Genomic DNA, 25,833 nt, shown 5'->3' with positions numbered 1-25,833 from the left:
GTCCGCCCGGCCTCGGCCCACTACGCCCCGAAACGGTCGCACCGAACGTTTCTTCGCCGGCGGCGAGGTCAGCTGCCCGGTGTCGGCGCGCGGACCGGCCGAGGCGGCACGTTGCGCGGCGATGTACCGCATCCGCCGGACGGCAGCGCGCCGGGAGGGCACCGGTCGATTCGATCCGGCCGGACGCCACCGCGCCGCCGGGCCAGACGATAGGAAGAGGACGCTTCGCCGTGCCGAGTCTGTCGAGCCGCGTATGGAAGAGCGCGGCATCCGTGGTCGGCGCCAGGATCGAGTACCGCGACCCCACGATCGTGCGTCGCAAGGTCGAGACCCGGCAGATCCGGCCCGAACCCATCGGTCCGCCACGGCGCATGGACCGGTACTGCGCCATCACACTGCACTTCCGCTACGGCTGGCCGTGCTACGAGGTGACCCCGCGTACCGGACCGGCGCAGAGCAACGTCATGGTCCTGCACGGCGGCGCCTATGTCGAACAGATCAGCGGAATGCACTGGCGACTGATCCACCAGCTGGTCGCACGGCTGCGTGCGCGCGTCTGGGCACCGATCTACCCCCTCGCCCCGCAGGGGACCGCCGACACGGTGGTCCCGGAGATCGCGCGGTTCACGCGCGAGATCGTCGACCGGTGCTCGGGGGACACGGTGCTGATCGGCGATTCGGCGGGCGGGGGCCTGGCCCTCGCAGCCGCTCAGAGGCTGCGGGACGGCGGGGGGCACCGGCCGAGCCGGCTGATCCTGATCTCCCCGTGGCTGGACGTCACCATGGACAACCCGGACATCCCCGCGGTCGAGCACCGCGACCCGGAGCTGTCGCGCGCCGGGCTCCGGTTCGCGGGCGACCTGTGGGCCGGCGACCTCGACCCGGCCCACCCCCTCGCCAGCCCGATCAACGGGCGCATGGACGGCTTGCCCCCGTGCACGGTCTTCATCGGCACACACGACGTGCTCAACCCCGACACCCACCGGTTCCGCGCCGCCGCCGAACGCGCCGGAGTCGACGTGGACTTCCACGAAGGGGCGGGCCAGATCCACGTCTACCCGCTGTACCCCATCCCTGAAGGACGGCGGGCACGCGACCACATCATCTCCACGATCCGCGACGACACGGCGCGGCTCCGCACCTGAGCCGGGATCACCGGGGATAGAGCCGGGGCTCGGGGGGTCGGGCGGTGAGCACAAGGCGGACGTGGTCCGGCACCGCGGGCATCCGGCCCGGAATCAGTGGCGGCGCCTCCCCTGTGGCGCGAGGCGGTGCCCGCGCTGAAGCGAAGCGCCCGGCGGGGCAGCGCACCATCGCCCTCGACCAGGGCACGGTGAAGGTCTGTGCTTCCCACCGCTCGATATTCCGAGGCTCGGCGACAACGTCCCGCTGGAGTACTAGCCCTCGCTCTGGCCGGTTTCGGGGACGGTCCGCGGAGCCGGTTTCTCCCGCCTGCCGGACATGCCGGGTGCGGTCCAGCTCGCGAGGAGCTTGAGCCGCTCCTCGTGCGGGGTCGCCGGTTCGGCGGTGTAGAGCGAGAGGTCGTGCACGGCCCGCGGCGAGGTCGGCAGGTCCATGGACCGGTACGTCAGCTCCAGGAAGCCGACGTCCGGGTGCTGGAGCCGTTTGGTCCCCTCGTGCCGGATGCGGACGTCGTGTGCGGCCCACAGGGAGCGGAACGCGTCGCTGAGCGTGGACAGCTCACCGATGAGCTCGCGCAGCGCCCGGTCGTGGGGTTCGCGCCCGGCCTCGGCACGCAGCAGCGCCACGGTCACCGCGGCCCCCGACTCCCAGTCGACGAAGAAGTCCCGGGAGGCGGGGTCGAGGAAGTGGTAGCGCGCGAAGTTGGCCCGGCCGTGCACGGTCGTCGTCTCGCTGGCGAACATCGGCGCGTGCAACGCCCTGGCCAGGGCGTTGGTCGCGACCACGTCCAGACGCCCGTTGCGCACGAACGCCGCTGACATCGTGATGGAGTCGAGCATCCACTGCACGGGCGGCGCGAGGTCGACCTCCCTGCGGCGCGACGCCTTGAGGTGGCCGCCGGGACGCGCCGCCTGAGCCAGATCGAACAGGTAGGTGCGTTCCTCGTCGTCGAGCCGCAGGGCGTGGGCGACCGCGTCCAGCACCTCTTCGGAGACGCCGGCGATGTGTCCCTTCTCCAGCCGCGTGTACCACTCGGTGCTCACCCCGGCCAGGACGGCGACCTCCTCACGCCGCAGCCCGGCCACGCGGCGGCGGATGCCCGGGGGCAGGCCGACCTGTTCGGGTGACAGCGTGGCGCGCCTGCTGGCCAAGAAGTCCCTGATGTCCGCGCGGTTGTCCATACGGTCCACCATAAGTCCAGGTGAGGGCGCGAAGGGGGTTGAGATTATCCCCCCGCGAACGCAACCTTCCCGGCGGCTGTGGGTGCGGGTTTAGTCGGTTTCGACAGCGTTAGTCGGTTTCGACAGCGAAGGCCCCACGACGACACGGAGTCCGTCATGCGCGACGAAGCCCTACCGGCTTCACCCGCGGCCGGCGAGGGCCGGCCCGCCCGCCTCCCCCTGGCCATCTACGTGCTGGCCATGGGGGTGTTCCTGATGGCCACCACCGAGTTCGTGGTCGCGGGCCTGCTACCGGACATCGCCGGCGACATGCGCGTCAGCGTCGCCCAGGCGGGGGCGCTGATCACGGTCTTCGCGGTCGGCATGATCGTGGGCGCACCATTGATGGCGCTGGCGACGTTGCGCGTCCCGCAGCGCCTGACGCTGGCGCTGGCCCTGGGTGTCTTCGCCGTGGGGCATGTGATCGTCGCCGTTGGCCCCGATCTCTGGGTGGTGCTCGCCGCACGGTTCCTCACCGCGCTGGCCACCGGTGCGTTCTGGGCCATCGCCGCGGTGGTCGGCACCCGCATCGCGGGCCCGGGGGCGGCCTCCCGAGCTATGGGCATCATCAACGCCGGGGGCATGCTGGCCACCGTTCTGGGCGTACCGCTGGGCGCGTTCGCAGGACAGCTGATCGGCTGGCGCGGCACCTTCTGGGCCCTGGCGGCCCTCGCCGTCGCGGCGGTGGCCCTGATCATCCGCCACATCCCCCACATCGGCGCCCGCCACCAGCCGGTCTCGGTGCGCTCGGAGTTCACGGCGCTGGGGTCGGTGCGGCTGTGGCTGGCGCTGGCGGCCTGCGCCGCCACGACCGGCGGTGTGCTGGCGGCCTACTCCTACATCGCGCCGCTGCTGACCGACCGGACCGGTATCTCCGCGGGCCTGGTACCGCTGGTGCTCGCCGGTTTCGGCATCGGATCGCTGGCGGGTTCGGTCCTGGGCGGCCGCCTGGGCGACACCCGCCCGCACACCGCGACCATCGTCGCGCCCGCGGCGACCACCGCCATCCTGCTCGCGATCTGCTTCGTCTCCAGCGCCCCGCTGCCCACGGTCGTTCTCATCGCCCTGCTCGGGCTCTTCGGCCTCGGCGCGAACCCGGTACTGATCGCCTTGGCCGTCCGCTACGCCGCCCACGCGCCCACGCTCGGCTCCTCGCTCAGCGTCGCCGCCTTCAACACCGGCACCGCGGCCGCCACCTGGCTGGGCGGCATCGCCCTGGAGTCCGGCCTGGGCGCCACGGGTCCCGTCGCCGTCGGCACGGCCATCGCCGCCCTGACCCTGGTCCCGGCGATCGCACTCGCCCGCGTCCAGCGCCGCCGCGCCCAGGACGCGACGCCTTCCGTGCCTTCTGTGCGGTGAGCACGCCGCACTGATCCACCTGATCCACGCGCCTCCGCCACATCTCACGATTCGCGGCGACGGGCATCACCGAAGGAGAGCACCGTGCGCGCGACCCTGATGTACAGGGCCGGCGACGTCCGCGTCGAAGAGGTCGCCGGCTCCCGGATCAGGGCGGGCCATACGTGTGTGCGGGCCCGTCCCGCCCGTGCCGTACAGGCGCGTGCGGCGTCGTGCGGAGTGGGGGATGGGGCGGTCGGTCCGGCGAGAGGACGCGGCGCGCCCGACGGCGTTCGGGCGCACCCGCATCAGTGTCTTCGGCGTTCAGGCGATCGTCGTGGCGTCGATGACGAAGCGGTAGCGGACGTCGGAGGCCAGCACGCGCTCGTAGGCCTCGTTGATGGAGGAGGCCTCGATGAGCTCGGTCTCGGGCAGGATGTGGTGTTCGGCGCAGAAGTCGAGCATCTCCTGCGTCACGGGGATGCCGCCGTTGGCCGATCCGGCGATGCTGCGACGGGAGGCGATGAGCGACATCGCGTCGACCTGGACCGGCTCGGTCGGCGCCCCGAGGATGACGAGGGTGCCGTCCACGGCGAGCAGGTCGACGTAGGCGCTGTAGTCCAGCCCGGCCGAGACGGTGTTCAGGATCAGGTCGAAGGCGCCGGCCAGCTTCTCGAACGTGGCCGGATCCTCGGTGGCGTAGTAGTGGTCCGCCCCGAGGTCGAGGCCGTCCTGCTGCTTGGCGAGCGTGCGCGAGAGCACGGTCACCTCGGCGCCCAGGGCGTGGGCGAGCTTGACCCCGACGTGGCCCAGCCCGCCCATGCCGATGACGGCCACCTTGGTTCCGGGGCCGGCCTTCCAGTGCTTGAGTGGGGAGTACAAGGTGACTCCCGCGCACAGCAGGGGCGCGACCCTGGCCAGATCCAGCGACTCGGGCACCTTGAGGACGAAGTCCTCGTCGACGACGATGGCCTGCGAGTACCCGCCCTGGGTGATGCTGCCGTCGAGGGGGTCGAGGCCGTTGTAGGTCTGCAGGTTGCCCTTGAGGCAGTAGACCTCCTCGCCCTTGAGGCACTGCTCGCATTCGCCGCAGGAGCCGGACTCGCAACCGACGCCCACCCGGTCGCCGACCCGGTGCCTGGTCACGGCCGAGCCGACCTCGCGGACGAAGCCGACGATCTCGTGGCCCACCACCTGCGGGTAGGTGATGGGGCCCCACTCGCCGCGGACGGTGTGGATGTCGGAGTGGCAGATGCCGGCGTAGGCGATCTCGATCAGGACGTCCTTGGGCCCTACCTCGCGGCGCTCGATCGTGATGGGCACGAGCGGCTCGGTGGCGGAGGTCGCCGCGTAGGCGTTGACGGTGCGCATTCGATCCCCTTGAACTGGTCCCGGTCGGCGCGCCGACCTGGGAGTCTCATGTGGCCGCCCCCATGCAACCGCGGCCGGGGCGCGCGGGGAAGGTCGCGTTTATGGGGGTACAAACTCAACCTCCCTACCGTGTGACCCGCGCCTATCGTGAGGACGAGCGCACCAGCCTCTCTCGGCCGGAAACCCCCTGGCGCGTGCCCCGCACGCACCGGTGTTCACCGGCCACGCCGCCGACGCACCCGGCCGGGCCGGCACCGCCCGCTACACCCCCGCACCGTCCGGGGGACACCGGGGCCGGTAACAGCCTGGGCCGGGTGGTCGCACGCAGAGGCATGTTCCGCTTCGTCACCGTCCACGAGCTGGTCGGGTCGCGCAGCGGGAGGCCGGTGCATGGGGACGCGTAGTCGCCGTTGTCGCCGCTCCCCACGGGTGGGCCACGTCGACCGGGTGATGACGGTGTTGTCGACTCGGCGGAGTGCGGCGTCCGCCTGATCGCGCTGAGCGCGCCTGCCGACACGCCGCGGACGCGGCGGCGGGTCAGGGCCGCAGCAGCACCTTGATCGCGCGGCGGCTGTCCATCGCCTCATAGGCATCGGCGGCCTGGTCGAGCGGCAGGGTGAGGTCGAAGACCCGCCCGGGATCGATCTCGCGTTCCCAGATGCGCCGGATCAGGTCGGGCAGGAACCGCCTGACCGGGGCGGGGCCGCCGTGTACGTGGATGCCGGCGAAGAACAGGCCGATGCCGGGGATGGCCACGTCGTAGTTCACGCCCACGAAGCCCAGGTGCCCGCCGGGACGCGTCGCCCCGATCGCCTGCATGGTCGAGCACACGGCGGGATTCCCGCGACCCGCGGCGCGGCGCGCCGGACAAGGCCCTGTCCTACCGGCACGCCTCGCGGACGAACAGGGCATTGAAGATGTCCGGGATTCTCGCTGCGCTCCGCGCCGGTGTGAACCCCGCCGTCGTCATCGCTCGGGAACATCGCCCCGGGTTCCACGTCCGGAGACCCGCGCGCCCTGTGGCTGCGACCGGAGACGACGACGGGGTGCACGGCGAGAATGGCTAGGCCACGTCGAACCTCCACGTCCCGGACCCGACGGTGTAGACCGCGTAGCCGTCCCTCTCCTCCACGAACTCGGCTTCGGAGGGAGCCTCCACGCGCCCGGTGCCCTGCCCGAGGAGGGGGACGTGGACGTCACCGGTGGAGTTGGGGGGAACGACCACCTCCATTTCCAGGCCGTCCGCGCCGTCGCGGCGCCAGCTCGACGCGACTTCGCCCCGCACCGTTCGGGTGCGGGCCTCGGCGTGGTCCAGGTCCGAGGGGAGGTAGGGCTTGAACCGCACCGTGGCGTAGCCCGGCGTGGCCGGGGTGATCCCGGCGAGATCGGCGTACATCCAATGGCCGATGGAGCCGAAGAAGTGGTGGTTCAGGGAACGGGTATCGGCCTGCCAGTGCTCCTGGAGCGAGGTGTTGCCGAGTTCGATCCAGTAGCCCCAGCTCGGCTCCTCGGTCTGGGTGGCCACCGCGTAGGCCACATCGGTCCTGCCGTGGTGGGACAGGACGGGGAGCAGGTAGCGGGTGCCGATGACCCCCGTGTTCAACCGGTCGCCGCGATCCCGGATGTCCGCGACGAGGTTGTCCGCGACCGCCTCGACGTGCTCGTCGGGGACCAGGTCGAAGGCCAGCGGAAGGATGTTGGAGGTCTGCCGGTACTCCTCGACTCCGGGGGTGCGGTAGAGGCCCGATTCCTCGTCGAGGAACGCGCGGTTGAAGTCGTCACCGATCTGCTCGGCCCGGGCCTGGTAGAAGGCCTCGTCCTCGGGCTGGTCGAGGATCCGGGCGATCTCGGTCAGCTGGGCGGCCATGAGGTGGACGTGGGCCGTCGCGCTCAGCACGGGGCCTTCCGGCGGGTCGCCGCCGGGGGCGACCCAGTCGCCCAGACCGTAGGGGTACAGGCCGTCCTCGTCCACCCGGGCGTCCACCCACGAGAAGTAGAGCTTCATCGCGTCGTAGTAGCGCTCCAGGACCTGCACGTCGCCTTCCATCTCGTACAGGTTGAGCGCGAGTGTGAACAGGGCGATGTCCCACTCGGGCGTGGGCCCGTGGACGGCGGGCCACCCGGGGGCGCCTTCGTAGCTCCAGCCGGAGGTGGGGACGATGGTGGGCAGCTCTCCCGAGGGCAGCTGGGAGTCCAGGATGTCGTCCAGGTACTTGCGGTGGAACCGGCTCATGTCGAACTCATAGCTCGCGGTCGTGGCCGTGAGCTGCGCGTCGCCCGTCCACCCGGCCTTCTCATAGACCGGGGTGTCGGTGGGGATGTGCTGGTGGTTGTTGAGCAGGGCCCGGCGGGTGTTGCCGCGGATGGTGTTGAGCAGGTCCGACCCGCTGTCGAAGTGGCCGATGGACGCGAAGTCGTTGTGCGTCCACCTCCCCTGGAGGGTGCCGGTGGTGGGGGCCGAGGGCAGTCCGCGGACCTCGACGTACCGGAACCCCTTGTAGGTGTAGGAGGGCTCCCAGGTCTGCGGCCCCTCCCGGTCGCCGAGAGTGTAGATGTCGGTCTGGGCGCGGGGGACGGTGTGGAAGTCGTCGTATTGGGGGATCGAGACCAGGCCGTCGTCGTCGAGCCGCTCTCCATAGCGGAGGGAGACCTCGGTGCCGGCGTCGCCGTCGACGTTCAGCCGGGCCCATCCGGCGATCTGGACGCCGAGGTCGAACACGAACACCCCGGGTTCGGGCTCGGTGATCTCCACGGGGGCGATGGTCTCGGTGACCCGGATCGGTTCGTGCGGCCGCGCCCGCAGCTCACCGTCGGGTCCCGGGGACGCTTCGGCCCGGTCCCATCGCGCCGCGCCGTCGTAGCCGGGCGTGCTCCATCCGGGCTGTTCCCTACGGGCGTCGTAGGTCTCGCCGACGAACACCTCGTCGTAGCGGGTCGGGCCGTCCAACGTCGTGCCCCAGTCCCCGCCGGAGGCGACGGTGCTCGTGGTCCCGTCGGGGTGGGTGATGACCAGCAGGGCCCGCAGTTCGGGGTCGGACCACCAGGGTGAGGTGTTCCAGTTCCACGCGTTGTCGGTGCTGATGCCGTAGAACCCGCGGCCGAGTTCGACACCGATCGCGTTGGCCCCTTCGGTGACCAGGCCGGTGACGTCGTGGGTCACGTAGAAGGCGGTGTCGCTGTAGTCGGTCTGGCCGGGGTCCAGCACCGCGGTGCCCACTCGCTGTCCGTTGATGTGCGCGACCGAGTAGCCCAGGCCGCTCAGGTACAGGCGGGCCTGCTCCACGGGTCCCTGTGCCTCGAACTCGGCGCGGAATCGCGGTGCGGCCGGGTGGTCGGCGTCGGGGGACCGGGGACTGTCGGGGTTGCCGATCCACGCGGCGTCCTGCCAGTCGGCGTCATCGAGCAGGCCGGTCTCCCACCAGGAGGGGGAGCTCCACTCGGTCGGTGCGCCGCCGGCGTCGAGGATGCGGACGCGCCAGTGGTAGCGGGTGGCCGGTTCCAGGTCGGGGCCCGCATAGGTGATGTGCGCGGAGGCGTCGGAGTCGACCGTGCCGGAGTCCCACACATCGGCGTCGCCGGCGAGCAGGGCGGCCTCCGATCCGGCCACCTGGATCCGGTAGGCGCTCTGGCGCACGCCGCGTTCCCGCGATTCCAGCCGCCACGACAGGCGCGGTTGCGCGACGTCGATGCCCAGGGGGGCCTGGGCGTCCTCCACTCTCAGGTCGACGGGAGTCACATCGGTCGACGCGGCGACCGGGGGCGAGCTCATCGGGGCCACGAGCAGTCCTAGGGTCAGTACGAGGGCGAGTGCGATCAGTTGTGGTGGGCGGTGGGACATCGGCCTCTCCCATCAGCGGGGGCGTGGGGGGTGCCGTCCTCGGCCGTGGTGCCGGCGGTGAACCGGTGCCTCGAACGGTGTGCGGTGAGGTCGGATGTTGACGGGCCGGGGCGGGGCGGCCGGGACCGCCCCGCGGGGAGTGTGAGCGGCGCGCGGGGGTCAGTCCTGCCGGTAGGCCTCGTCCAGGCGCGCCAGGGCCTGGTCGACGTCGGTGTCGCCGGCGAAGAGCTGCTGCACGACGGTGAAGTGCTCCTGCTGGACCTCGGGGTTGGGCCAGAGCTGGTCCATGAAGGGCACGGTCCGCCCGTCGGCCTGGTAGTCGATCAGGGTCTGGAGCGCCGGGTCGGCGTCGATCTCCACGTCGGGCAGAGCGGGCAGCGATCCGCCCTCCTCGGCGTAGATCCGCTGGCCCTCGTCCGAGCCCAGGAACTCCAGGAACGTCCGCGCGTCTTCGGGGTTGTCGGCTTCGGCTCCCATACCGTAGGCCGCGCCGACCGCGCCGGGCATCAGGGTCTGCTCCGGGTCGTCGGTGGCGGGCAGGGCGAACATGCCCAGCTCGGCGTCTCCGGTCTCCTCCCGTAGCTGGGCCAGGGTCGCGGTCACCTGGACGACGCCGACCGCGTTGCCCTGGGCGACGTCGCTGACCGAGGCCTCGAAGGCGGTGCCCAGCGGGCTGTCGGTGAAGCAGCCCTCCTCGTCCATCTCCAGGTACGCCTCGAAGGCGCCGCGCCAGTCGGACTCGGCGAAGCTCGCCCGCCCGGAGACCAGGTCCTGGTCGAAGGTGGGATCGTCGGCGTAGACGAGGGTGGCCACCAGTGAGTAGGTGACGAGCTGGGTCACCCAGTCGGTCTGGTTGCCCAAGGACAACAGCACCTTGCCGTCGTCCCTGGCCTGGGCGCACAGGTCGATGAGTTCGGTCCAGGTCCTGGGGATCTCGCCCCCGATCTCCGCCAGGGCCGCGGTGTCGTAGAGGACGCCGACACCGGCATAGGTGACCGGCACGATGTAGGTGGCCCCGTCCACGTCGGTGACGGCCCGGTCGCCATCGGCGATGCGTCCGGCGAAGTCGCTGTCGCTCAGGTCGGCCAGGAACCCGGTCGGCTGGAGGACCTGGAGCGCGGCGGCGTTGCCGTTGCCGGGCCAGACGGTGAACACATCCGGTCCGGTGCCGGCGCTGAGCTGGGTGCGCAGGGTGCTCTGGAGTTCGGCGGTGTCGGCATAGCTCGCGGTGACCTCGATGCCGTGGGCCTCCTCGAAGGCGGCGATCACGGCGTCCATGGAGGAGCGCTCGGTGGCGGCCGCGAACACGGTGATGCCGTCGGCGGCGCCGTCGCCACCGCCGCAGGCGGAGAGGAGCGGCAGGGTGAGCAGCGCGGCGGACGCGCGGGTGAGCAGTCGGCGTGGTCTCATGGTCGGTGCACTCTCTGTGAGGTCGGCGGCGTCGTCCCCTGGCCGGGGTCATCCCTTCAAGCCGCTCGCGAAGCCGCGGATGACGTGTTTTTGCAGCACGAAGTAGGCGATGAGCACAGGGGCGATGCCGATGATCAGTCCGGCGAACACCAGGGGCCACTGAGCGACGAACTGGCCCACGAAGCCGAACAGGGCCACCGGGATGGTCTGCTGCTCGGTACCGCTGAGGTACATCAGCGGGGTGAGGAAGTCGTTCCACACGAAGATGGTGTTGATGATGACCACGGTCCCGGTCACCGGGCGCATCAGCGGGAACACCACGCTCACGAAGGCCCGGACGGGTCCGCAGCCGTCGATCAGGGCGGCCTGCTCATATCCCGGGTCCAGGGCGCGCAGGAAGCCGGTGTAGAGGAACACCGACATCGGCATCTGCAGGCCGGCGTAGAAGATGACCAGCGCCGCCGGGTTGCCCAGCAGGTCCAGGTCCCGCATCGTCCAGTACAGCGGGATCATCGCCAGCTGGAAGGGCAGCAGCAGTCCGAGCATGAACAGCGCGAACACGCCCTTGGACCACAGCCGGGTGGACCGGGCGATCGGGTAGGCCGCCAGGCTCGCCAGCGTGACCAGCAGGGTGACGCTGGCGACGGTGATCAGCAGGCTGTAGAGCATCGCCGAGCCCAGGTCCGCGCGTCCCCACGCGTCGGCGAAGTTCACCAGGGTCGGGGACGCTGGGAACGACACCGGGGACGCGGCCGTCCCCGATGGCTCCAGGGCGGTCGCGACCAGGATGTAGAGGGGGAAGACGAACACCGCTGCCGCGGCGATCAGCGCCGCTTCGAGGACGCCGGTCCGCCAGGTGTAGCGGTTCATGCGGTCTTCCTCTCCTCGCGGCGCAGGTAGCCGTACTGCACGGCGCTGAGTACGATGACGAAACCGGTCAGGACCAGGGCGAGTGCCGTGGAGTAGGCGAACTCGCTGAACTGGAACGCCTCCCGGTAGATGACGGTCGACAGGGTGTCGGTGGCCCCGCCCGGACCGCCGCGGGTCATGACCCACACCTGGTCGAAGAGCTTGAGCCCGCCGATGACGGAGAGCATCAGGTTGATGGTGATCGCCGGCGCGAGCATCGGACGCGTGACGTTCCAGAAGCGCCGCAATGGTCCCGCCCCGTCCACGGCCGCGGCCTCGTGGAGTTCCTTGGGGACGGTCTGGAGCCCGGCCAGGAAGATCACCATGGACATCCCCGCGAACTGCCAGATGACCACCACGACCACCGACCACAGGGCGATCGAGGAGTCCCCCAGCCAGTCCTGCCGGAGGAACCCGAGACCGACCGTCTCCAGCACGGCGTTGACGGCCCCCCGCGGAGCGTAGAGGTAGCGCCACAGGTACGCCGCCACCACCGGCGTGATCACCGCGGGGACGAAGAACAGCACCCGCAGGAGATCGCGGGACTTCACGGCGCTGTGCAGGCCCAGCGCCAGCAGCAGGCCGATGAGGTTCTGGACCACGGTGACCGCGACGGCGATCAGCAGGGTGGTGCCCACCGCCGCTCGTGCGTCCTGGTCGTCGAGGACCTCGCGGAACCGCTCTAGGCCGACGAACGGCCGCTCTCGGGCGAGGCCGTCCCAGTCGGTGAACGCGAACCACGCCCCCTGCGCGCTCGGGACCAGGACGACGAAGGCGAAGAACGCCGCAGCGGGCAGGACGAACCACCACGGGACGGGCGCGCCCCGCCGGCTCCGTCCGCGTGGCGGCCGCGTGCCGGGGGCGGGCCCCGTCCGGGTCGGGGCGTCCGGCGGCGCGTCCGTGACGGGCATGGCTCCTCCGTCCTGCATCCGTGCGGTGCACCGGCTCGGCGAGTCGATCGGCACACAGTCGACATTGAAAACTTGAAACGTTTTATAATCTGGAGGTGAACCTAGCCGTGCGAATGTGATGCCGTCAACCCCTAGGGGTGACTGCGGTCACAAGCGTGGGACGTGCGGGAGAGGCTTCCCTGGGGCGCCGTGTGGGCAACGCGCCATCCCCGATGGCCGGGCGGCTCCTCCCGGAGGCGTGGCAGCAAAAGAGCATCGGATTGAATAATTGAAACGATTCGAAACCATGGGCGGGGTGCGCCGCCGCGCTGGCGACAGGGATGGCCCGGAAGCGCTCGGACATGGTTGCCTGCCGGGAGGCACCACCGCCGCGGTGGAGGTGTGCCGCCGCGAGGACCGATCATGGTCGGGGAAGCCTTCCCCGAGAGGCCCGTCACGCGCGGGTGGAGGACGAGCACGGACCCTCACCGGTGTCCACGTCGGAATCGGCAGGACAGAGGAACGGACAACGTGAAGACGGTCAGCATCAAAACGGTCGCGACCGAGGCCGGCGTCTCGATCGCCACCGTCTCCAACGTGATCAACCGCCCCGCGGTGGTATCCGTCGCGACGCGCGACCGGGTGCAGGCGGTCATCGACGCCCTGGGATACGTCCCCAACTCCGCCGCACGCCACCTGAGCAGCGGGCGCAGCACGGCCGTCGGACTGGTCCTCTTCGGCGTGCGCAACCCCTACTTCGCCGACATCGCCCGCGGGGCCGAGGACACCCTCCAGCGGGCGGGCCACCTGTCGGTGCTGTGCAGCACGGACCTGGACACGCGCCGCGAGGAGGACTACCTCGACCAGCTCGCCCACCAGGGCATCCGCAACCTGATCATCACGCCCGTCCAGGTGTCGGAGCCATGGCTGGACCGCCTGAAAGAACGCGGGTTCACCTTCGTCCTCATCCACAACTGGGCCGACCACCCCGAGATCTGCTCGGTCGCCGTCGACGACGTCCTGGGCGGTGAACAGGCCGCCACCCACCTGCTCGCCCGCGGACACCAGGCGATCACCTTCGTCACCGGACCGATGAGCATGCGCTCCCCCCGCGACCGGTACGAGGGGTGCCTGCGCGCGATCCTGCGCTCCGGGCGCACCCGAGAGGACCTCCAGGTCATCGAGGTGGACGACTTCACCATCGAGCAGGGGCGCCGGGCCGGGGAGCGACTGCTCGCCGCCACCCGGCCCGGCACGGCGGTCTTCTGCGCCAACGACCTGCTCGCGCTGGGGGTCGTGCAGGCGGCGTTCCGAGCGGGCAGACGCGTCCCGGAGGACCTCGCGATCATCGGCTTCGACGACATCGAATCCGTCAACACCACCGCGGTCCCGCTGACGACGGTGCGGGTCGAGGGCTACCAGCTAGGACGGGCCGCGGCACAGATGCTCCTGGACGAGCAACGCGACCCGGAAGGCCACACCCACCGGCGCCAGGTGTTCTCCCTCCGCCTGATCGAACGCAGTTCCACCTGACGCGCCGCGGGATCCGCCGGGCCGTCCCCACCGGACCGGTGACGCAGAGCGCGACCGCACTCCCCAGCGGTTCATGAGCCCGGCATCATCGAACAGATAGCGGGGGTCCGCTTCAGAAGGCCGGCTCGGTCGCGGTGGGGAGCGGCGGGGTCCCACCCGCGCCGGTGCCCTATGGGGGGGTCACAGGTTTCCCCTGAAGGGGTGGGCCGCCGGGGCGGAGGTGTCCACGGGGACCGAGAAGACGGCGCCGTCGCAGGGACCGGCGCGGTCGAGGCCGATCGCGGCGGAGGTGACGAACAGCCGGGGCTCCGGGGCGTCGACGACGCACACGCTCGTCGGCTGCGCGGCGGGCAGGGGCACCACGCGTTCCAGGGCCCCGTCGGGGTCGTAGCGGTGCACCCGTCCGGCTCCCCAGACGGCGACCCACAGGTGCCCCTCGGCGTCGACCTGCATCCCGTCGGGGCTTCCCTCCCCGACGCGGGCGAAGGTGGTCCGCGCCCCCGGCGCTCCGCCGGGGGAGACCTCGTAGGCGTCGATCCTGCCCTCGGCGCTGTCGGCGAGGTACATGCGGGCACCGTCGGCCGTGAACGCGGGGCCGTTGGGGACGGTGTAGCCCTCAAGGACCCGGGTGACCGCGCCGTCGGGGTCGGTGCGGTAGACCGAACCGGCACCGAGGGTGCCGTCGTAGGCCATCGACCCCGCCCAGAACCTTCCCCGCGGGTCGCAGCAGCCGTCGTTCATCCTCATCGGGGTGGCCGAACCGGCCTCGGGCCGGGCCAGCCACCGCAGCCCGCCGTCGCCGGCGAGCAGCGCCACCCCCGTGCCGGCCGCCGCGATGAGCGCCCCCGGCCGGCCCAGGACGGGGGCGACCGCGCCCAAGGGCACTCCGAGGACGGCGAGCACCTCAGCCGGGCCCGGGACCAGCGGGTCGAGCCTGAGGAGCCTGCCGGTGAGGATGTCCACCATGAACAGGTCCCGGCCGTGCCGGCGCAGCCCTTCCCCCAGTTCGAAGCGGTCCGTGCTCCACGGTTCGCACATGATGCCCGTCACGCCTTCCTCACCACTCCGCGAAGGATCCGTCCGTGTGGCTCCACACCGGCGCCCTCCAGCGGTGGCCCGTCCGGTCCGCTCTGCGCACGGCGTCCTCGTCGACGCTCACGCCCAGCCCCGGCGCCTCGGGGCGGCGGATGTGCCCGTCGGGGAAGGCGAAGACATCGGTGTCCAGGACGTAGTCGAGCAGTTCGGCGTCGCGGTTGTAGTGGAGGCCGATGCTCTGTTCCTGGATGAGGAAGTTGGGTGTGGCGAAGGCGATCTGCAGGCTCGCGGCCAGGGCCAGGGGGCCGAGGGGGCAGTGCGGGGCCAGGAGGGTGTCGTAGGTCTCGGCGAGGGAGGCGATCCTGCGCACCTCCGAGATCCCTCCCGCGTGGGAGAGGTCGGGCTGGGCGACCGCGATGCCCGCCTGGAGCACGGGGAGGAAGTCGGCCCGGCTGAACAGGCGCTCCCCGGTGGCGATCGGCACCGGGCTGGACCGTACGACGTCGTCGAGCAGGTGCCCGTACTCGGGCAGAACGGGCTCCTCCACGAACATGGGGCGCAGGGGCTCCAGCAGGGGCAGGACCCTGCGAGCGGTGGCCGCGTTGAAGCGCCCGTGGAAGTCCACGGCCACGTCCCTGTCCGGCCCCAGCACCTCGCGGACCCTGGCCAGCCGCTCCACGACACCGTCGATCTCCCGTACGGTGGCCGAACGCCCCATCACCCCGCAGGCGTTCATCTTCACGGCGGTCAGCCCGGACTCCACGCGGGCGGAGACCGCCTCCACCAGCTCGGTCGGCTCGTCGCCGCCGACCCAGCCGTAGACGCGCACCCGGTCGCGGACGGGGCCGCCGAGGAGCTGGTGAACGGGGACGCCCAGGCGCTTGCCCGCGATGTCCCACAGCGCCTGGTCGAGCCCCGCGACCGCGCTGGACAGCACCGGCCCTCCGCGGTAGAACGCGGCCTTGGTGAGGCGCTGCCAGTGGTGCTCGATAGGAGTGGGGTCCTGGCCGAGGAGGAGTTCGGACAGTTCTTCGACCGCCGCCCGCACGGTCTCCGCCCGCCCCTCAACCACGGGCTCGCCCCAGCCGACGACGCCGTCGTCGGTCTCCACCCGGCACATCAGCCACCGGGGCGGGACGAGGAAGGTCTCGATGCGGGTGATTCTCACTGCGTTGTCTCCAGATCGTCTTCGGGCACGTCGTCCTCGGTGGCGCGCAGCAGGTCCTCCCGCGCCTGGTCCAGCAGCGCGCGCATGGCGGACTCGGCGGCGGCGGGGTCGCCGGCGGCGACGGCCTCCGTTACGGCGGCGTGGCTGGGCACCGGGTCGTCGGGCGCGCCTCCGTGGACCAGGCGGTCGCGTTCGGAGAGCCCCGTGGCGAGGAGGACCTCCGTGCGGATGAACAGCTCGTTGTGCGTGGCCGCCAGCAGTGCGCGGTGCCAGCGCACGTCGGCCGTCGCGGCCTCCTCGGCCGGGCCGCCGACGGAGTCGGCGATGTCCGTGAGCGCCGTGCGCAGCTCGGCGACGTCGGCGTCGGTGCGGCGCCGGGCCGCGAGGAGGGCCGCGGAGGGTTCCAGGGCGTCTCGGAGCTCGGCCAGGTCCCGGAAGAAGACGTCTCCCGCGCCGGTGGCGATCTGCCACCGGACCACGTCGGGGTCGAGCAGGTTCCAGTCGCCGCGGGGACGCACGAACGTCCCCTTCTTCTGCCGCGAGCCCACCAGCCCTTTGGCCGCCAGGACCTTGATCGCCTCGCGGATCGCGGTGAGGCTCAGTCCGAGCTCCTCGCTGAGCGAGGCGAGGTCGATCGTCGCCCCTTCGCCGATCCGGCCGGAGAGCACGCGCTCTCCGAGCAACCGCACCGTCTGGCCGTGCACGCCGCGCCCCGAGTAAGCCGCCATCACTTCCTCCGTTCCAGGCGCCCCGTCACGAAGACGCCTTGTAGATACTCCACCCTCCGTCCACCGGCAGGCTCGCTCCGGTGACGTAGGAGGCCTCCGCGGAGGCGAGGAAGGAGATGACGGAGGCGACCTCGTCCGGGTCGCCGAAACGGCCCGCGACGGTCTGCGCGACGCTGGCGCGGCGGTCCTCCTCGCCCACCTCCTCCCAGGCGGCGGTGAGGACGGGACCGGGCAGTACGCAGTTGACGCGCACACGCGGCCCGTACTCGACGGCGAGCTGGCGGGTCAGGGCGGTGAGACCGCCCTTGGTGGTGGCGTAGGCCGGCCGGCCGGGGAGCCCGAACCAGGCGTGGACCGAGGAGGTGATGACGACGCTGCCGCCGTTGGCGGAGAGGTCGCCCACGCAGGCGCGCACGCCCAGAAAGGCCCCGGTGAGGTTGACGGCGAGCTGGCGCTCCCAGGAGCCGAGCGCGGTCTCGTGGGCGGGCGCCTGTTCGAAGGTGTAGGCGTTGGAGACGAGGACGCCCACCGGCCCGAAGGAGCTCCGGGCGGCCTCCACGACTTCGTCCCAGGAGTCCTCGTCGCTCACGTCGGCCCGCACCGCCAGGGCGCGCCCGCCCTCCGCGCGGATGCGCGCGGCCGCTTCCGCCAAGCGGGGGGACAGGTCGGTCAGCACCACCGAGGCGCCCTCGGCGGCCAGGCGCCGGGCGGTCGCCTCCCCGATGCCCTGTGCCGCGCCGGTGATCACGGCCGTCACTCCGTTGTGCCGGGTCTCTGTCATATCGCTCCGTAAACTGGTAGGTGCGCTCGGTCCGGCCGGGGCTCCCGGCCCCGGGCCGGCTACGGCTCCGCCGGTGCGAACACGACGGCGGGCGCGGTGTCCGTGCCGGGGGCGGGGACCAGGGCGTCGAAGCGCACCGGTTCGCCGGCCCGTGTCCGCGCGACCGTACGGCCGGACGCGTCGTGGACCAGGGTGCCGGAGCGCGAGGACGTGAAGGTCCCGGCCAGGCGCCGCCCGCCGGGCTCCCGCGCGCCCCAGCGGGGCGGTTCGCTCCAGAAGCCGTCGGGGGTCACCCCGGCCACCGGCCCCGTGCCGGTCCCGAAGCCGAACGCGATGCCAAGGGATACGCCCCGACCCGGTTCGAGCTCGGTGAGCGGCCCCAGCGCCTCGACCTCGGTCACCCGGTCCACCGGGCACAGCCCGCCCAGGTGCGCCAGCGGCCGCTCCACCGGTGCCTCCAGCCACACCTCGGCCCTGGACCCGCCGTCCGGGTACTCGTCCCCCTCGCTCACGCCGAAGCGCAGGGTCAGGGTGCCCGCGGCGCCCACGTTGGCCAGCCATCCCGACGCTGTGGGGAAGCCGACCTTGCCGACGACGTCCTGCCGGGGCACCCGGACCACCGAGGGCGTGTGCCCCAGGACCCGCGGATGCCCGTTTCCCGCGACGAGCGGGACGGTGTGCGGGCCCGGCCCTCGGACCCCTATGTAGACGCCGCCGGCGCCGTCCCCTGCGGCGGCGGCCCCGTCGATCTGGGTCACGTTCCACAGCGCCCACCGGCGGGCGCGGTCGGAGACGTTGACCGCCTCCAGGTCCAGCCGGTAGCCGGCGGTGCCGGGCTCCAGCGTGAGGCGCCGGCGCAGGCGCAGGCCCGAGCGCGGGTCGTCACCGCTGGTGAGGGTGAGTGTGGCGGAGCCGTCGGGGGCGGACGCGGCCTCGGCGCCGTAGGCGCCCGAGTCCAGGACGGGGTCGGGGGGACCGGCCCACTGGCCGGGGCCGTCCCACCCCTGGGGCGCGGGCCAGGTCTTGTCGCCGCCGACGTTGTTCCACGCGCTCATCGGCCCGTCCACCGGGCCGAGAACCGCGCCCGGCACGGGCCGGAGGTCCTCGCCGAGCAGGCGGGGGTTGCGGTACAGGTGCTCGCGGCCGCGGTGGCGCACGGACAGCACCCGGCCGCCCAGCCCGGGGGCCGCGGTCAGCCGGACCACCCCGTTGTCGAGTACGACCAGTTCGCGCGCGCCGGAGCCGTCGCGCCGGATCATGACGGGGGAGTTCACCGCTCCTCCCCGTTCACCAGGCACACCTTGCCCCGGCTCTCGCCCGCGGCGAGCCGGTAGGCGGCGTCGGCCTCGGTGAGGTCGAAGCGGTCGGAGACCACCCGCTCCGGGGACAGGCCCCACCGGACCAGGTTCACCGACAGCTCGGCCATGGCGGGCAGCGAGGTCACCCAGGAGGCGTAGAGGGTGAGCTGCTTGTGCAGGAGGGTGTCCGACACCTCGGTCTCCAGGGTGCCGCCCTCGCCGACCAGGGAGACCCGGCCCCACTCGGCCGCGCCCTCCAAGGCCAGGGAACGGCCCGCACGCGATCCGGAGCAGTCGATCACCGTCGCCGCGCCCCTTCCGGAGGTGACCCGGGCGACCTCCTCGGCCGCCTCATCGGGCGACGCGAGGGAGTCGAAGACGTCCAGGGTGGCGGCCCACTCCCGGCGCCGCCGGTTGGGCTCCACCCCGATCACCCGGGCCGCGCCCATGCCCCGGCCGATCACGCCCGCCGCCAGGCCGACCGGTCCCAGGCCCACGACGAGCAGGTCCCCGTCACCGTTGACCGCGACGCGCCTCAGGCCCTCGTAGGCGGTACCGAAGCCGCAGGCGATGAGCGCGCCGTCCACGAACGAGAGCTCGTCGGGCAGGGGGACCAAGGTCGACTCCTGCGCCAGCAGGTACTCGGCGTGGCCCCCGTCGCGCTGCCAGCCGTAGGCGGCCCTGCCCGGGTCCGTGCAGCTGATCATGTAGCCGCGGCGGCAGTTGTCGCACAGCCCGCACCCGGCGATGTGGTAGACGATGACCCGGTCGCCGGGGCCGAACCTGCGGCACCCCGGACCGGCCTGCACGACCGTTCCCGAGGGCTCGTGGCCGGCGACGACACCCCGGTATGCGGGGCCGTCGACGCCCCGGTGCGTCTTGTGCTCACGGTAGATGTAGCCGATATCGCTGCCGCAGATCCCCGAGGCTCCGATCCTCAGCAGCACCTGGCCCGGGCCCGGCTCGGGCACGGGCAGGGTGGCCACGACCGCGGTGGAGTCACCGGGGAGCCGCACACCGCGCATGGTCGCGGGCGGCGGGGCGCCGAAGGCCGTTGTGTTCATGACGTGAATTCCCCCGTTCGGGCTGGGTCGCGTTCTCTCGGGTGCGTCCGGGCCCGCGTCCGCCAGGCCGCCTTGCGCCGCGTCTCCGCACCCGCGAAGTACGACCGGGTCGACCGTCGCACCTCGCGATGCACGAAACCGCTGGACGGTGGTCCGCAGACCACCTGGAGAACGCTCCTAGGCGAGCCTGGTGGCGGCGCTGCGCCTGCTGATGACGACGTTGATCAGGACGGCCCCGACGATGATGAGGCCGCGCACCACGTCCTGGAAGAAGGAGTTGACTCCGAGCAGCACCAGGCCGTTGGCGATGACGGTGATGAAGACGACGCCCAGGAAGGTGCCGCCGAGCGAGCCGCGCCCGCCGGCGAGCGCGGTGCCTCCGATGACGACGGCGGCGATGACGTCGAACTCCAGCCCCGCCGCGGCACCGCCGTTGCCCGAGCCCAGGCGGGCCGCGAGCAGCACGCCGGTGATGGCGGAGAGCAGCCCGGTGGTGGCGAACAGCAGGACGCGCACCCGGGGCACGTTGAGCCCGGCGAGCTGCGCCGCCGCGGCGTTGCCTCCGGTGGCGTAGACGGACCGTCCGTAAGCGGTGTACTTGGCGACGTAGGCGAAGACCGCGAAGAGCACGAGCATGACCACCGCGGCGGTGGGCACGCCCAGGACGGATCCGCCGAGCACGTCGAGGAGGCCGCTCTCGGGCAGCGGCACGGGCAGGGCGTCGGTCATGTACAGCGCCAGGCCGCCCAAGACGCTCCACAGCCCCAGCGTGGTGATGAAGGACGGCACGTTGAACCGCGCCCTGAGCCACCCGGCGAGGGCGCCCCACAGCACGCCCATGGCGAGGGTGACCATGATGGCGCCGATCACGCCGAGGTTCCACTCGGTGGCGCCCTTGGCGACGATGACCGAGGCGAAGGCGACGGCCGGGCCGATGCTGATGTCGATCTCCCCGGCGATGATCACCAGGGTGACGCCCCAGGCCGCGATGCCGATCGTCGCGGCGTTGCGCAGGAGGCCGAGCTGGTTGTCAGGGCTCAGGAACCCGGAGGCGGTGAGTCCGAGGACGACGTAGAGGATCAGGATGGCGGCTAGGAGACCGATCTCGTTGAGGCGGTGCCCGTAGCGGCCGATGAAGCCGCCGCGGGCGGAGACCGCCCCGCCGGTGGCCTTGGTGGTGGTCGTGGTCATTGCTACCTCGCCGTTCACGCCGCCATCGCGGCGGCCATGATGTTGTCCAGGGTGATGTCGTCGCCGGTGAATTCGCCCTGCAGGCGTCCTGCGCGCAGGGCCAGCACGCGGTCGCACACGAGCGGCAGCTCCTCCAGCTCGCTGGAGACGAAGAGGACCGCGGCGCCCTGCTCCGCGAGTTCGCGGACGATGCCGTAGATCTGGGCCTTGGCCTCCACGTCCACGCCGCGGGTGGGTTCGTCCAGGAGCAGGATGCGGCTTCCGGCGTGCAGCCAGCGGCCGATGACGGCCTTCTGCTGGTTGCCGCCGCTGAGGTTGACGATCGGGGTGTCCGGCCTGGCCGCCTTGATCGACAGCCGGCCGATGAGGTCGCGGCCGATGGACGAGACGCGCGAGGGCAGCACGGTTCCGGCCCGCGAGGCCCCTCCGAACCAGGTCATGACCATGTTCTCGGAGACGCCGAGGAGGGGGACGACGCCCTCTCCCTTGCGGTCTTCGGGGGTGATGCCCACGCCCAGGCGCCTCATGGCCCGGGACGTGGGGCGTCCCACCGGGGCCCCGTCCACCTCCACGGTGCCCTGCGAAGGAGTGAAGCCGGCCAGGGCCCGCAGGAGCTCGGTGCGCCCGGACCCCATGAGGCCGCCCAGCCCCAGGACCTCCCCGGGGTGGAGGTCGAAGGAGACGCTCTCGACCTTCGGCGGGACCGCCAGGTCGCGGACCGACAGCAAGGGAGCCCCGGTGGCGGCGGTGCGGCGCCGCGGCGCGGCCTCCTCCCCGCCTTCGTGGCCGAGCATGAGGGAGACGATTCGGGCGGTGGTGGCGCCCCGGACGGGCACGGTCTCCACGACGGCGCCGTCGCGCATGACGGTGACGGTGTCGGCGACGCGGCGGATCTCGTCCAGGCGGTGGCTGACATAGATGACGCCCACGCCGCTCGCGGCGACACGCGTGACGGCCTCCAGGACGGCCTCGGCCTCGGCCGCGGCGAGGGCGCTGGTGGGCTCGTCCAGGATCAGCAGCCGGGGCCGGGCCCTGAAGGCGCGTGCGATCTCCACGAGCTGCTGCTGGGCCAGGGGGAGCTCGCCGACCCGGGTGTCGCAGGAGATGGCGACGCCGAGTTCGGCGAACACCTCCTCGGCGCCGGCCCTCATGGCGCCGTAGTCGATGCGCCCGCCTCCCTTGGGCCACGAGCCGAGATAGAGGTTCTCCGCGGCCGACAACTCCGGGACCAGGCTGAGTTCCTGGTAGACGGTGCCCACGCCGAGCTTGGCCGCCCGGCGGATGCCGCCCTGGCCGAGCGGTAGGCCGCCGATCTCGATCTCGCCCTCGTCGGGCGTCTCCACGCCGGACAGCAGACGGATCAGCGTGGACTTGCCGGCGCCGTTGCGCCCGAGCAGGGCGCGGACCTCTCCGGCGCGGATCTCGAAGTCGGCGCGGTCCAGTGCCGTGACTCCGGGGTAGCTCTTGGTCGCGCCGCGCACGCGGGCCACGACCTTGGTGCCGGGCGCCGCGGCAGGGGTGTCACTCATGGCTGCTCCACAGGTGGGACGAAGGGTGGGCGGGTGCGTCGGAGGCCGGTCAGGGGATGCCGTCCGGGTGCTCCTCCAGCCACTCCTCGCCGTCCTCGGGCGTGGTGTAGAGGTCGATGGGCGCCTGGGTGACGAACTCCTCGGACGGGTCGCCCGCGAGGATGCGCGCGACGGTCTCCCCCGCCAGGAGCCCGACCGCTGTGCCGGAGATGTCGACGTTGGCCTTGAGGATCTCGTGGTCGGACAGGGCGCGGGCGGCGTCCGTGGACATGTCGCTGCCGAAGACCGCGACCTCCCCGGCCAGACCCCGGTTGCTCACGGCGCGGACCGCGCCCATGGAGGCGCCGCCCGCCTCGCCGTAGAAGGCGTCCAGATCGGGGTGTGCGGTGAGGAGCCGTTCGCCGACGTCGACGGCCTCGTCGATCGTGGCGCCCTCCTGGTTCGCGACGATCCGGGCTTCGGGCAGGCGGTCGAAGAGCGCCTCTTCGAAACCCTCGCGACGCTGCACGCAGACCTCGACGAACTCGCAGTTGAGGACGGCGATTTCGGGATCCTCCACACCCGCGTCCTCGAAGTGGTCCGCGGCGGCGTCGCCGAGCAGGCGCCCGAACTCGTGGGGGTCGCCCAGGATGTAGGAGGTCACGTACTCCTTGGCGGCCTCATCCTCGATGCAGGTGTTGTAGCAGATCACCGGCACTCCGCTCTCGTGCGCCAGGCGCACGGCGGGGACCGAGGCGGTGGCCGAGACCGGTGACAGGACCAGCGCGTCGACGTCGGCCGACGAGGCGACGTCGACGAAGGTGCTCTCCTCGGAGGCGTCGCCGCGGGCGTTGAGTTCCAGGAGCTGCAGCTCGCGGCCGGAGTTCTCCGCGTAGTTCTGCATGCCCTGGCGGACTCCCGCGTAGAAGCCCTGCGCGTCCATGTAGACGACGCCGATACGGCCGTCCTCTCCGAGCCTCGCCCCGCATCCGGCGAGTGCCAGCGTGCACAGGACGGCGGTGAGAGCGGCGAGCGCGCGGCCGAGCGGGCGCGGCGGTCGTCTGCCCATGGGGGTCCTCCTTGGCCTAGGGCGAACACGCTCACCAGCGCGGACGCCTCCCTCGAACTGCGGGAGAGCTTGTCAGAGTGACCTAGGTAACGTCAAGAATAAATAGTAATTAAATATTTTTCGAGTGCTGGGGGTCACATGCATCAGCCCGGCCGGCCACGCTGAAGCGGAGGGCTCCGGTCCCGCTCCCGGCGCCCGGGTGCATCCCCCGGGCGAAGCGCCACCGGGGTAAGCCACCGGACGAGGATCGAGGGACGCACGCCAAGAGCCGCCCGGAATCGGGAGCGGCGAGACGGTCGACGTGCACACGCTCGAATCGGCCGCGGTTGACAGCCCAGTGACAGCCCTCTGCTCGCCTCCTGCACCCCCGTGGCGGTCCCCAGCCCGTCTGGTGACAGCGCCTTCACACGTGGCGGGTGCCGACAGTGTCCGTTGGCGTCCGTTGGCGCAACCGAGTGAGGGAGCGTCTGATGGGGGTGATGGGGGAATACCAGTGCCCTTCCCGAGGCCGCCAACGCGCTGCTGAGAAGACCGCCGCCCTGATGCTGCGTGACACGCGCGCCATCGTCCGGCGTCGCGGGACGACGACGCTGGCGGTGGTTGGGGCTGGGGGGGTGGTCTGGACACATCAGGAACCCGGCAGGTGTCCCTGTCCGCCGATGCGGACGCAGAAACACCAGGTCATGGGTGGCGCACCTGGCAGGATTCGAACCTGCGACCGTCGGATTAGAAGTTGCCCAGGCAGCTGCCGGACAGTCGCCGGGAATGCCGTTTTGTGTCGGCTGATCCCCGATGCGAATTCAGCCGGTGCCGATCGGTGCCGTTTGCATCCGGCCCGGTCCATGACCACCGAGCACATACGGAGCACACGTTCCGCTGGGTCGTTGTTGTGGAGGTCGGCCATTTTGATCTTGACCCGGCATTTCGCTCTCTGCGAATCCGCATGGGTATGTCGTTGCGCGATGGGATGGTGGAGCCCAACTTGTAGCTGGGAGGGTTGTTTCGTGAGTAGGTACGCTTTTGATCAAGAACGCAATGCGCTGATCGTGTGCTGGGGGACGGGGCGCGGGGACGCGGCGGCCATGGTTGCGGAGCTGGGTGGTGCACACGATGACCACCTTCATGCTCAGGAGCTCGCGGGGAAGCTCACCGAGCTCTCCGAGGCCCTATGGCGTACCTACACCTACCCCGCCACCGCCGCGGAGAGCCTGGAGACCAACAGCGAGGGGTGGCGCCGGCAGGGGGAGCGCGACGCCTTCGCCGAGGTCCCCCAGGCGATCGCCGATCCGAACCTTCCGTCCGGAGGGTTCCTCACCCAGTCCTACAGCCCGGTCGAGGAGTGCGCGCACCGCGTCGGCCGCGTACTCCACACCATCGGCAATCCGGAACTGACGGCGGCGGTCGTCGCCGAGGCGAAGGCGGAAACGGCCGCGATCGAACAGGCCGAGCTGGGCGACCTGACCGGACGCGCCCGCCAGGCGGTGATGCTGGACCGGGCGGGCGCTTCTCCCGCGCAGGTGGAAGCCGCCGACCGCATGCTCAACGCCGACCCATTCGGATCCGAAGAGCTGTTCACCGAGGTCGACCCCACCGCGGCCGCGGTTGCCGCAGCTCATTGGCTTCAGGCGGCGGCCGACGTGGTGTCGGAGGCGTCGGGGATCACGCCGACGCTGGTCGTGCAGGAGTCGGACAACATCTCTGCGTTGCCGCACGAGACCCCGACCCTTGTCCTGGAACTGCTGGACGCCGACGAGTCCCCCTACGACGTCGTGACGGGCTTGGTCCGGCAGGCGATGGCCGTCGCCGAAGGCCGAATCCCCGACCCGGAGGGGCTGGTCTTGACCATCGAGGAGGTCCAGAAGACCGCCCAGCGCTACGGCCACCATCCGGAGGTGGGCGAGGAGCTTCTCGCGTCCATCCGCGCCACTCCGCTGGACCCGCTTCGGCCCTCGCGCGATCTGTTGGAGGACCTCGTCGCCGGCATCGGCGGGTGCCGGGCGCTCTTCGGTGAGTACGCCTACGACGAGTTGGATTGCGACGACACTGATGACGATTCCGCGGAAGCCGAAGGAGATGGCGACGAGATCGAGGCGGCGGTGACGGATCGGTTCATCGAACTGGTCCGCGCGGAAGCCGAAGAAAACCGCCACCGGCTCCTGTGACGGCCCCAAAGGTGTATGGAGGTCGCTGTCTGACGTCGCGGCTTACGGGCGTCGGCGGGAGGACCGGTGGAGATTCTTCACCGGCGGGTGGGAACGTGGATCAGGGTGATGGGCCCGAGGGTAGGAGCCGTGACCTTCCGGTGCACTTCGCGCGCAAAGATACCCCTGCGCTGGGGC

At 71.5% G+C, this 25,833-nt stretch carries 19 protein-coding genes and 1 pseudogene; 4 read left to right on the top strand and 16 right to left on the bottom strand.

All coding sequences use genetic code 11. The features are described 5' to 3' along the window. Positions 1–230: 230 nt before the first annotated feature. Entirely contained in the window at positions 231–1,145 is a 915-nt protein-coding gene (locus tag ACFO4E_RS05705) for an alpha/beta hydrolase fold domain-containing protein (protein ID WP_378571946.1), read from the top strand. A gap of 252 nt (positions 1,146–1,397) precedes the next feature. Here the strand turns inward: ACFO4E_RS05705 and ACFO4E_RS05700 are convergent, their stop codons facing one another. Continuing rightward, entirely contained in the window at positions 1,398–2,324 is a 927-nt protein-coding gene (locus ACFO4E_RS05700) for a helix-turn-helix transcriptional regulator (protein WP_378571945.1), read from the bottom strand. Positions 2,325–2,480: 156 nt separating this feature from the next. Between ACFO4E_RS05700 and ACFO4E_RS05695 the strand changes: the two genes are divergently transcribed. After that, positions 2,481–3,722, top strand: coding sequence for an MFS transporter (locus ACFO4E_RS05695; RefSeq protein ID WP_378571944.1), 1,242 nt, complete (start codon positions 2,481–2,483; stop codon positions 3,720–3,722). 303 nt (positions 3,723–4,025) lie between these two features. On the opposite strand, the gene ACFO4E_RS05690 is transcribed toward ACFO4E_RS05695, so the two are convergent. The 6 genes and pseudogenes from ACFO4E_RS05690 to ACFO4E_RS05665 form a co-directional block, all read right to left on the bottom strand. Further along, positions 4,026–5,072, bottom strand: coding sequence for an NAD(P)-dependent alcohol dehydrogenase (locus tag ACFO4E_RS05690; protein ID WP_378571943.1), 1,047 nt, complete (start codon positions 5,070–5,072; stop codon positions 4,026–4,028). A gap of 537 nt (positions 5,073–5,609) precedes the next feature. Beyond that, positions 5,610–5,897: pseudogene (locus ACFO4E_RS05685) on the bottom strand (IMP dehydrogenase); the annotation flags it as partial. A 238-nt stretch (positions 5,898–6,135) separates the two neighbouring features. Further along, complete coding sequence (locus tag ACFO4E_RS05680; protein WP_378571942.1) at positions 6,136–8,910, bottom strand: family 78 glycoside hydrolase catalytic domain; 2,775 nt, start codon at positions 8,908–8,910, stop codon at positions 6,136–6,138. A 159-nt stretch (positions 8,911–9,069) separates the two neighbouring features. Continuing rightward, positions 9,070–10,320: an ABC transporter substrate-binding protein gene (locus ACFO4E_RS05675; RefSeq protein WP_378571941.1), complete on the bottom strand. Its 1,251-nt coding sequence runs from the start codon at positions 10,318–10,320 to the stop codon at positions 9,070–9,072. Between the two features lie 48 nt (positions 10,321–10,368). Then, positions 10,369–11,190: a carbohydrate ABC transporter permease gene (locus ACFO4E_RS05670; protein ID WP_378571940.1), complete on the bottom strand. Its 822-nt coding sequence runs from the start codon at positions 11,188–11,190 to the stop codon at positions 10,369–10,371. Next, positions 11,187–12,140 carry a carbohydrate ABC transporter permease gene (locus tag ACFO4E_RS05665; protein ID WP_378571939.1) on the bottom strand — a complete coding sequence of 318 codons (954 nt, stop codon included), beginning with the start codon at positions 12,138–12,140 and terminating at the stop codon, positions 11,187–11,189. Before ACFO4E_RS05665 ends, ACFO4E_RS05670 begins: the two co-directional genes overlap by 4 nt. Positions 12,141–12,650: 510 nt before the next feature. Between ACFO4E_RS05665 and ACFO4E_RS05660 the strand changes: the two genes are divergently transcribed. Then, positions 12,651–13,652 (top strand): LacI family DNA-binding transcriptional regulator, encoded by a 1,002-nt coding sequence (locus ACFO4E_RS05660; RefSeq protein ID WP_378571938.1) that lies wholly within the window; start codon positions 12,651–12,653, stop codon positions 13,650–13,652. A 180-nt stretch (positions 13,653–13,832) separates the two neighbouring features. On the opposite strand, the gene ACFO4E_RS05655 is transcribed toward ACFO4E_RS05660, so the two are convergent. The 9 genes from ACFO4E_RS05655 to ACFO4E_RS05615 form a co-directional block, all read right to left on the bottom strand. After that, positions 13,833–14,693, bottom strand: a complete 861-nt coding sequence (locus tag ACFO4E_RS05655) for an SMP-30/gluconolactonase/LRE family protein (RefSeq protein ID WP_378571974.1) — start codon at positions 14,691–14,693, stop codon at positions 13,833–13,835. Between the two features lie 16 nt (positions 14,694–14,709). Beyond that, entirely contained in the window at positions 14,710–15,855 is a 1,146-nt protein-coding gene (gene dgoD / locus ACFO4E_RS05650) for a galactonate dehydratase (protein WP_378571937.1), read from the bottom strand. Then, positions 15,852–16,583, bottom strand: a complete 732-nt coding sequence (locus ACFO4E_RS05645; protein WP_378571936.1) for a FadR/GntR family transcriptional regulator — start codon at positions 16,581–16,583, stop codon at positions 15,852–15,854. The genes dgoD and ACFO4E_RS05645 overlap by 4 nt, the downstream gene beginning before the upstream one ends. A 25-nt stretch (positions 16,584–16,608) precedes the next feature. Further along, the gene (locus ACFO4E_RS05640; RefSeq protein ID WP_378571935.1) at positions 16,609–17,364 is read right to left on the bottom strand and encodes an SDR family NAD(P)-dependent oxidoreductase; all 756 of its coding nucleotides are present in this window, start codon (positions 17,362–17,364) and stop codon (positions 16,609–16,611) included. Positions 17,365–17,423: 59 nt separating this feature from the next. Further along, positions 17,424–18,638 (bottom strand): DUF4380 domain-containing protein, encoded by a 1,215-nt coding sequence (locus ACFO4E_RS05635; protein ID WP_378571934.1) that lies wholly within the window; start codon positions 18,636–18,638, stop codon positions 17,424–17,426. After that, complete coding sequence (locus ACFO4E_RS05630) at positions 18,635–19,726, bottom strand: zinc-dependent alcohol dehydrogenase family protein (protein WP_378571933.1); 1,092 nt, start codon at positions 19,724–19,726, stop codon at positions 18,635–18,637. Before ACFO4E_RS05630 ends, ACFO4E_RS05635 begins: the two co-directional genes overlap by 4 nt. Before the next feature lie 177 nt (positions 19,727–19,903). Then, positions 19,904–20,917 (bottom strand): ABC transporter permease, encoded by a 1,014-nt coding sequence (locus tag ACFO4E_RS05625; RefSeq protein WP_378571932.1) that lies wholly within the window; start codon positions 20,915–20,917, stop codon positions 19,904–19,906. A 14-nt stretch (positions 20,918–20,931) separates the two neighbouring features. Continuing rightward, entirely contained in the window at positions 20,932–22,446 is a 1,515-nt protein-coding gene (locus ACFO4E_RS05620; RefSeq protein ID WP_378571931.1) for a sugar ABC transporter ATP-binding protein, read from the bottom strand. 49 nt (positions 22,447–22,495) lie between these two features. Beyond that, positions 22,496–23,494 (bottom strand): substrate-binding domain-containing protein, encoded by a 999-nt coding sequence (locus ACFO4E_RS05615; RefSeq protein WP_378571930.1) that lies wholly within the window; start codon positions 23,492–23,494, stop codon positions 22,496–22,498. A 962-nt stretch (positions 23,495–24,456) separates the two neighbouring features. Here ACFO4E_RS05615 and ACFO4E_RS05610 point away from each other — a divergent pair. Beyond that, entirely contained in the window at positions 24,457–25,656 is a 1,200-nt protein-coding gene (locus tag ACFO4E_RS05610; protein WP_378571929.1) for a hypothetical protein, read from the top strand. The last annotated feature ends 177 nt before the right edge of the window (positions 25,657–25,833 follow it).

This window comes from Nocardiopsis mangrovi (assembly GCF_042653925.1).
In the GTDB taxonomy this organism is placed as follows: domain Bacteria; phylum Actinomycetota; class Actinomycetes; order Streptosporangiales; family Streptosporangiaceae; genus Nocardiopsis_B; species Nocardiopsis_B mangrovi.
This window is presented reverse-complemented; position numbering and strand designations above follow the sequence as displayed.

Bases quoted from the DNA above. Each gene is read 5' to 3' on its own strand.
- ACFO4E_RS05700 (WP_378571945.1), bottom strand. From the start codon at position 2,324: ATGGACAACCGCGCGGACATCAGGGACTTCTTGGCCAGCAGGCGCGCC.
- ACFO4E_RS05695 (WP_378571944.1), top strand. From the start codon at position 2,481: ATGCGCGACGAAGCCCTACCGGCTTCACCCGCGGCCGGCGAGGGCCGG.
- ACFO4E_RS05690 (WP_378571943.1), bottom strand. From the start codon at position 5,072: ATGCGCACCGTCAACGCCTACGCGGCGACCTCCGCCACCGAGCCGCTC.
- ACFO4E_RS05680 (WP_378571942.1), bottom strand. From the start codon at position 8,910: ATGTCCCACCGCCCACCACAACTGATCGCACTCGCCCTCGTACTGACC.
- ACFO4E_RS05675 (WP_378571941.1), bottom strand. From the start codon at position 10,320: ATGAGACCACGCCGACTGCTCACCCGCGCGTCCGCCGCGCTGCTCACC.
- ACFO4E_RS05670 (WP_378571940.1), bottom strand. From the start codon at position 11,190: ATGAACCGCTACACCTGGCGGACCGGCGTCCTCGAAGCGGCGCTGATC.
- ACFO4E_RS05665 (WP_378571939.1), bottom strand. From the start codon at position 12,140: ATGCCCGTCACGGACGCGCCGCCGGACGCCCCGACCCGGACGGGGCCC.
- ACFO4E_RS05645 (WP_378571936.1), bottom strand. From the start codon at position 16,583: ATGGCGGCTTACTCGGGGCGCGGCGTGCACGGCCAGACGGTGCGGTTG.
- ACFO4E_RS05640 (WP_378571935.1), bottom strand. From the start codon at position 17,364: ATGACAGAGACCCGGCACAACGGAGTGACGGCCGTGATCACCGGCGCG.
- ACFO4E_RS05630 (WP_378571933.1), bottom strand. From the start codon at position 19,726: ATGAACACAACGGCCTTCGGCGCCCCGCCGCCCGCGACCATGCGCGGT.
- ACFO4E_RS05625 (WP_378571932.1), bottom strand. From the start codon at position 20,917: ATGACCACGACCACCACCAAGGCCACCGGCGGGGCGGTCTCCGCCCGC.
- ACFO4E_RS05620 (WP_378571931.1), bottom strand. From the start codon at position 22,446: ATGAGTGACACCCCTGCCGCGGCGCCCGGCACCAAGGTCGTGGCCCGC.
- ACFO4E_RS05615 (WP_378571930.1), bottom strand. From the start codon at position 23,494: ATGGGCAGACGACCGCCGCGCCCGCTCGGCCGCGCGCTCGCCGCTCTC.
- ACFO4E_RS05610 (WP_378571929.1), top strand. From the start codon at position 24,457: ATGGGATGGTGGAGCCCAACTTGTAGCTGGGAGGGTTGTTTCGTGAGT.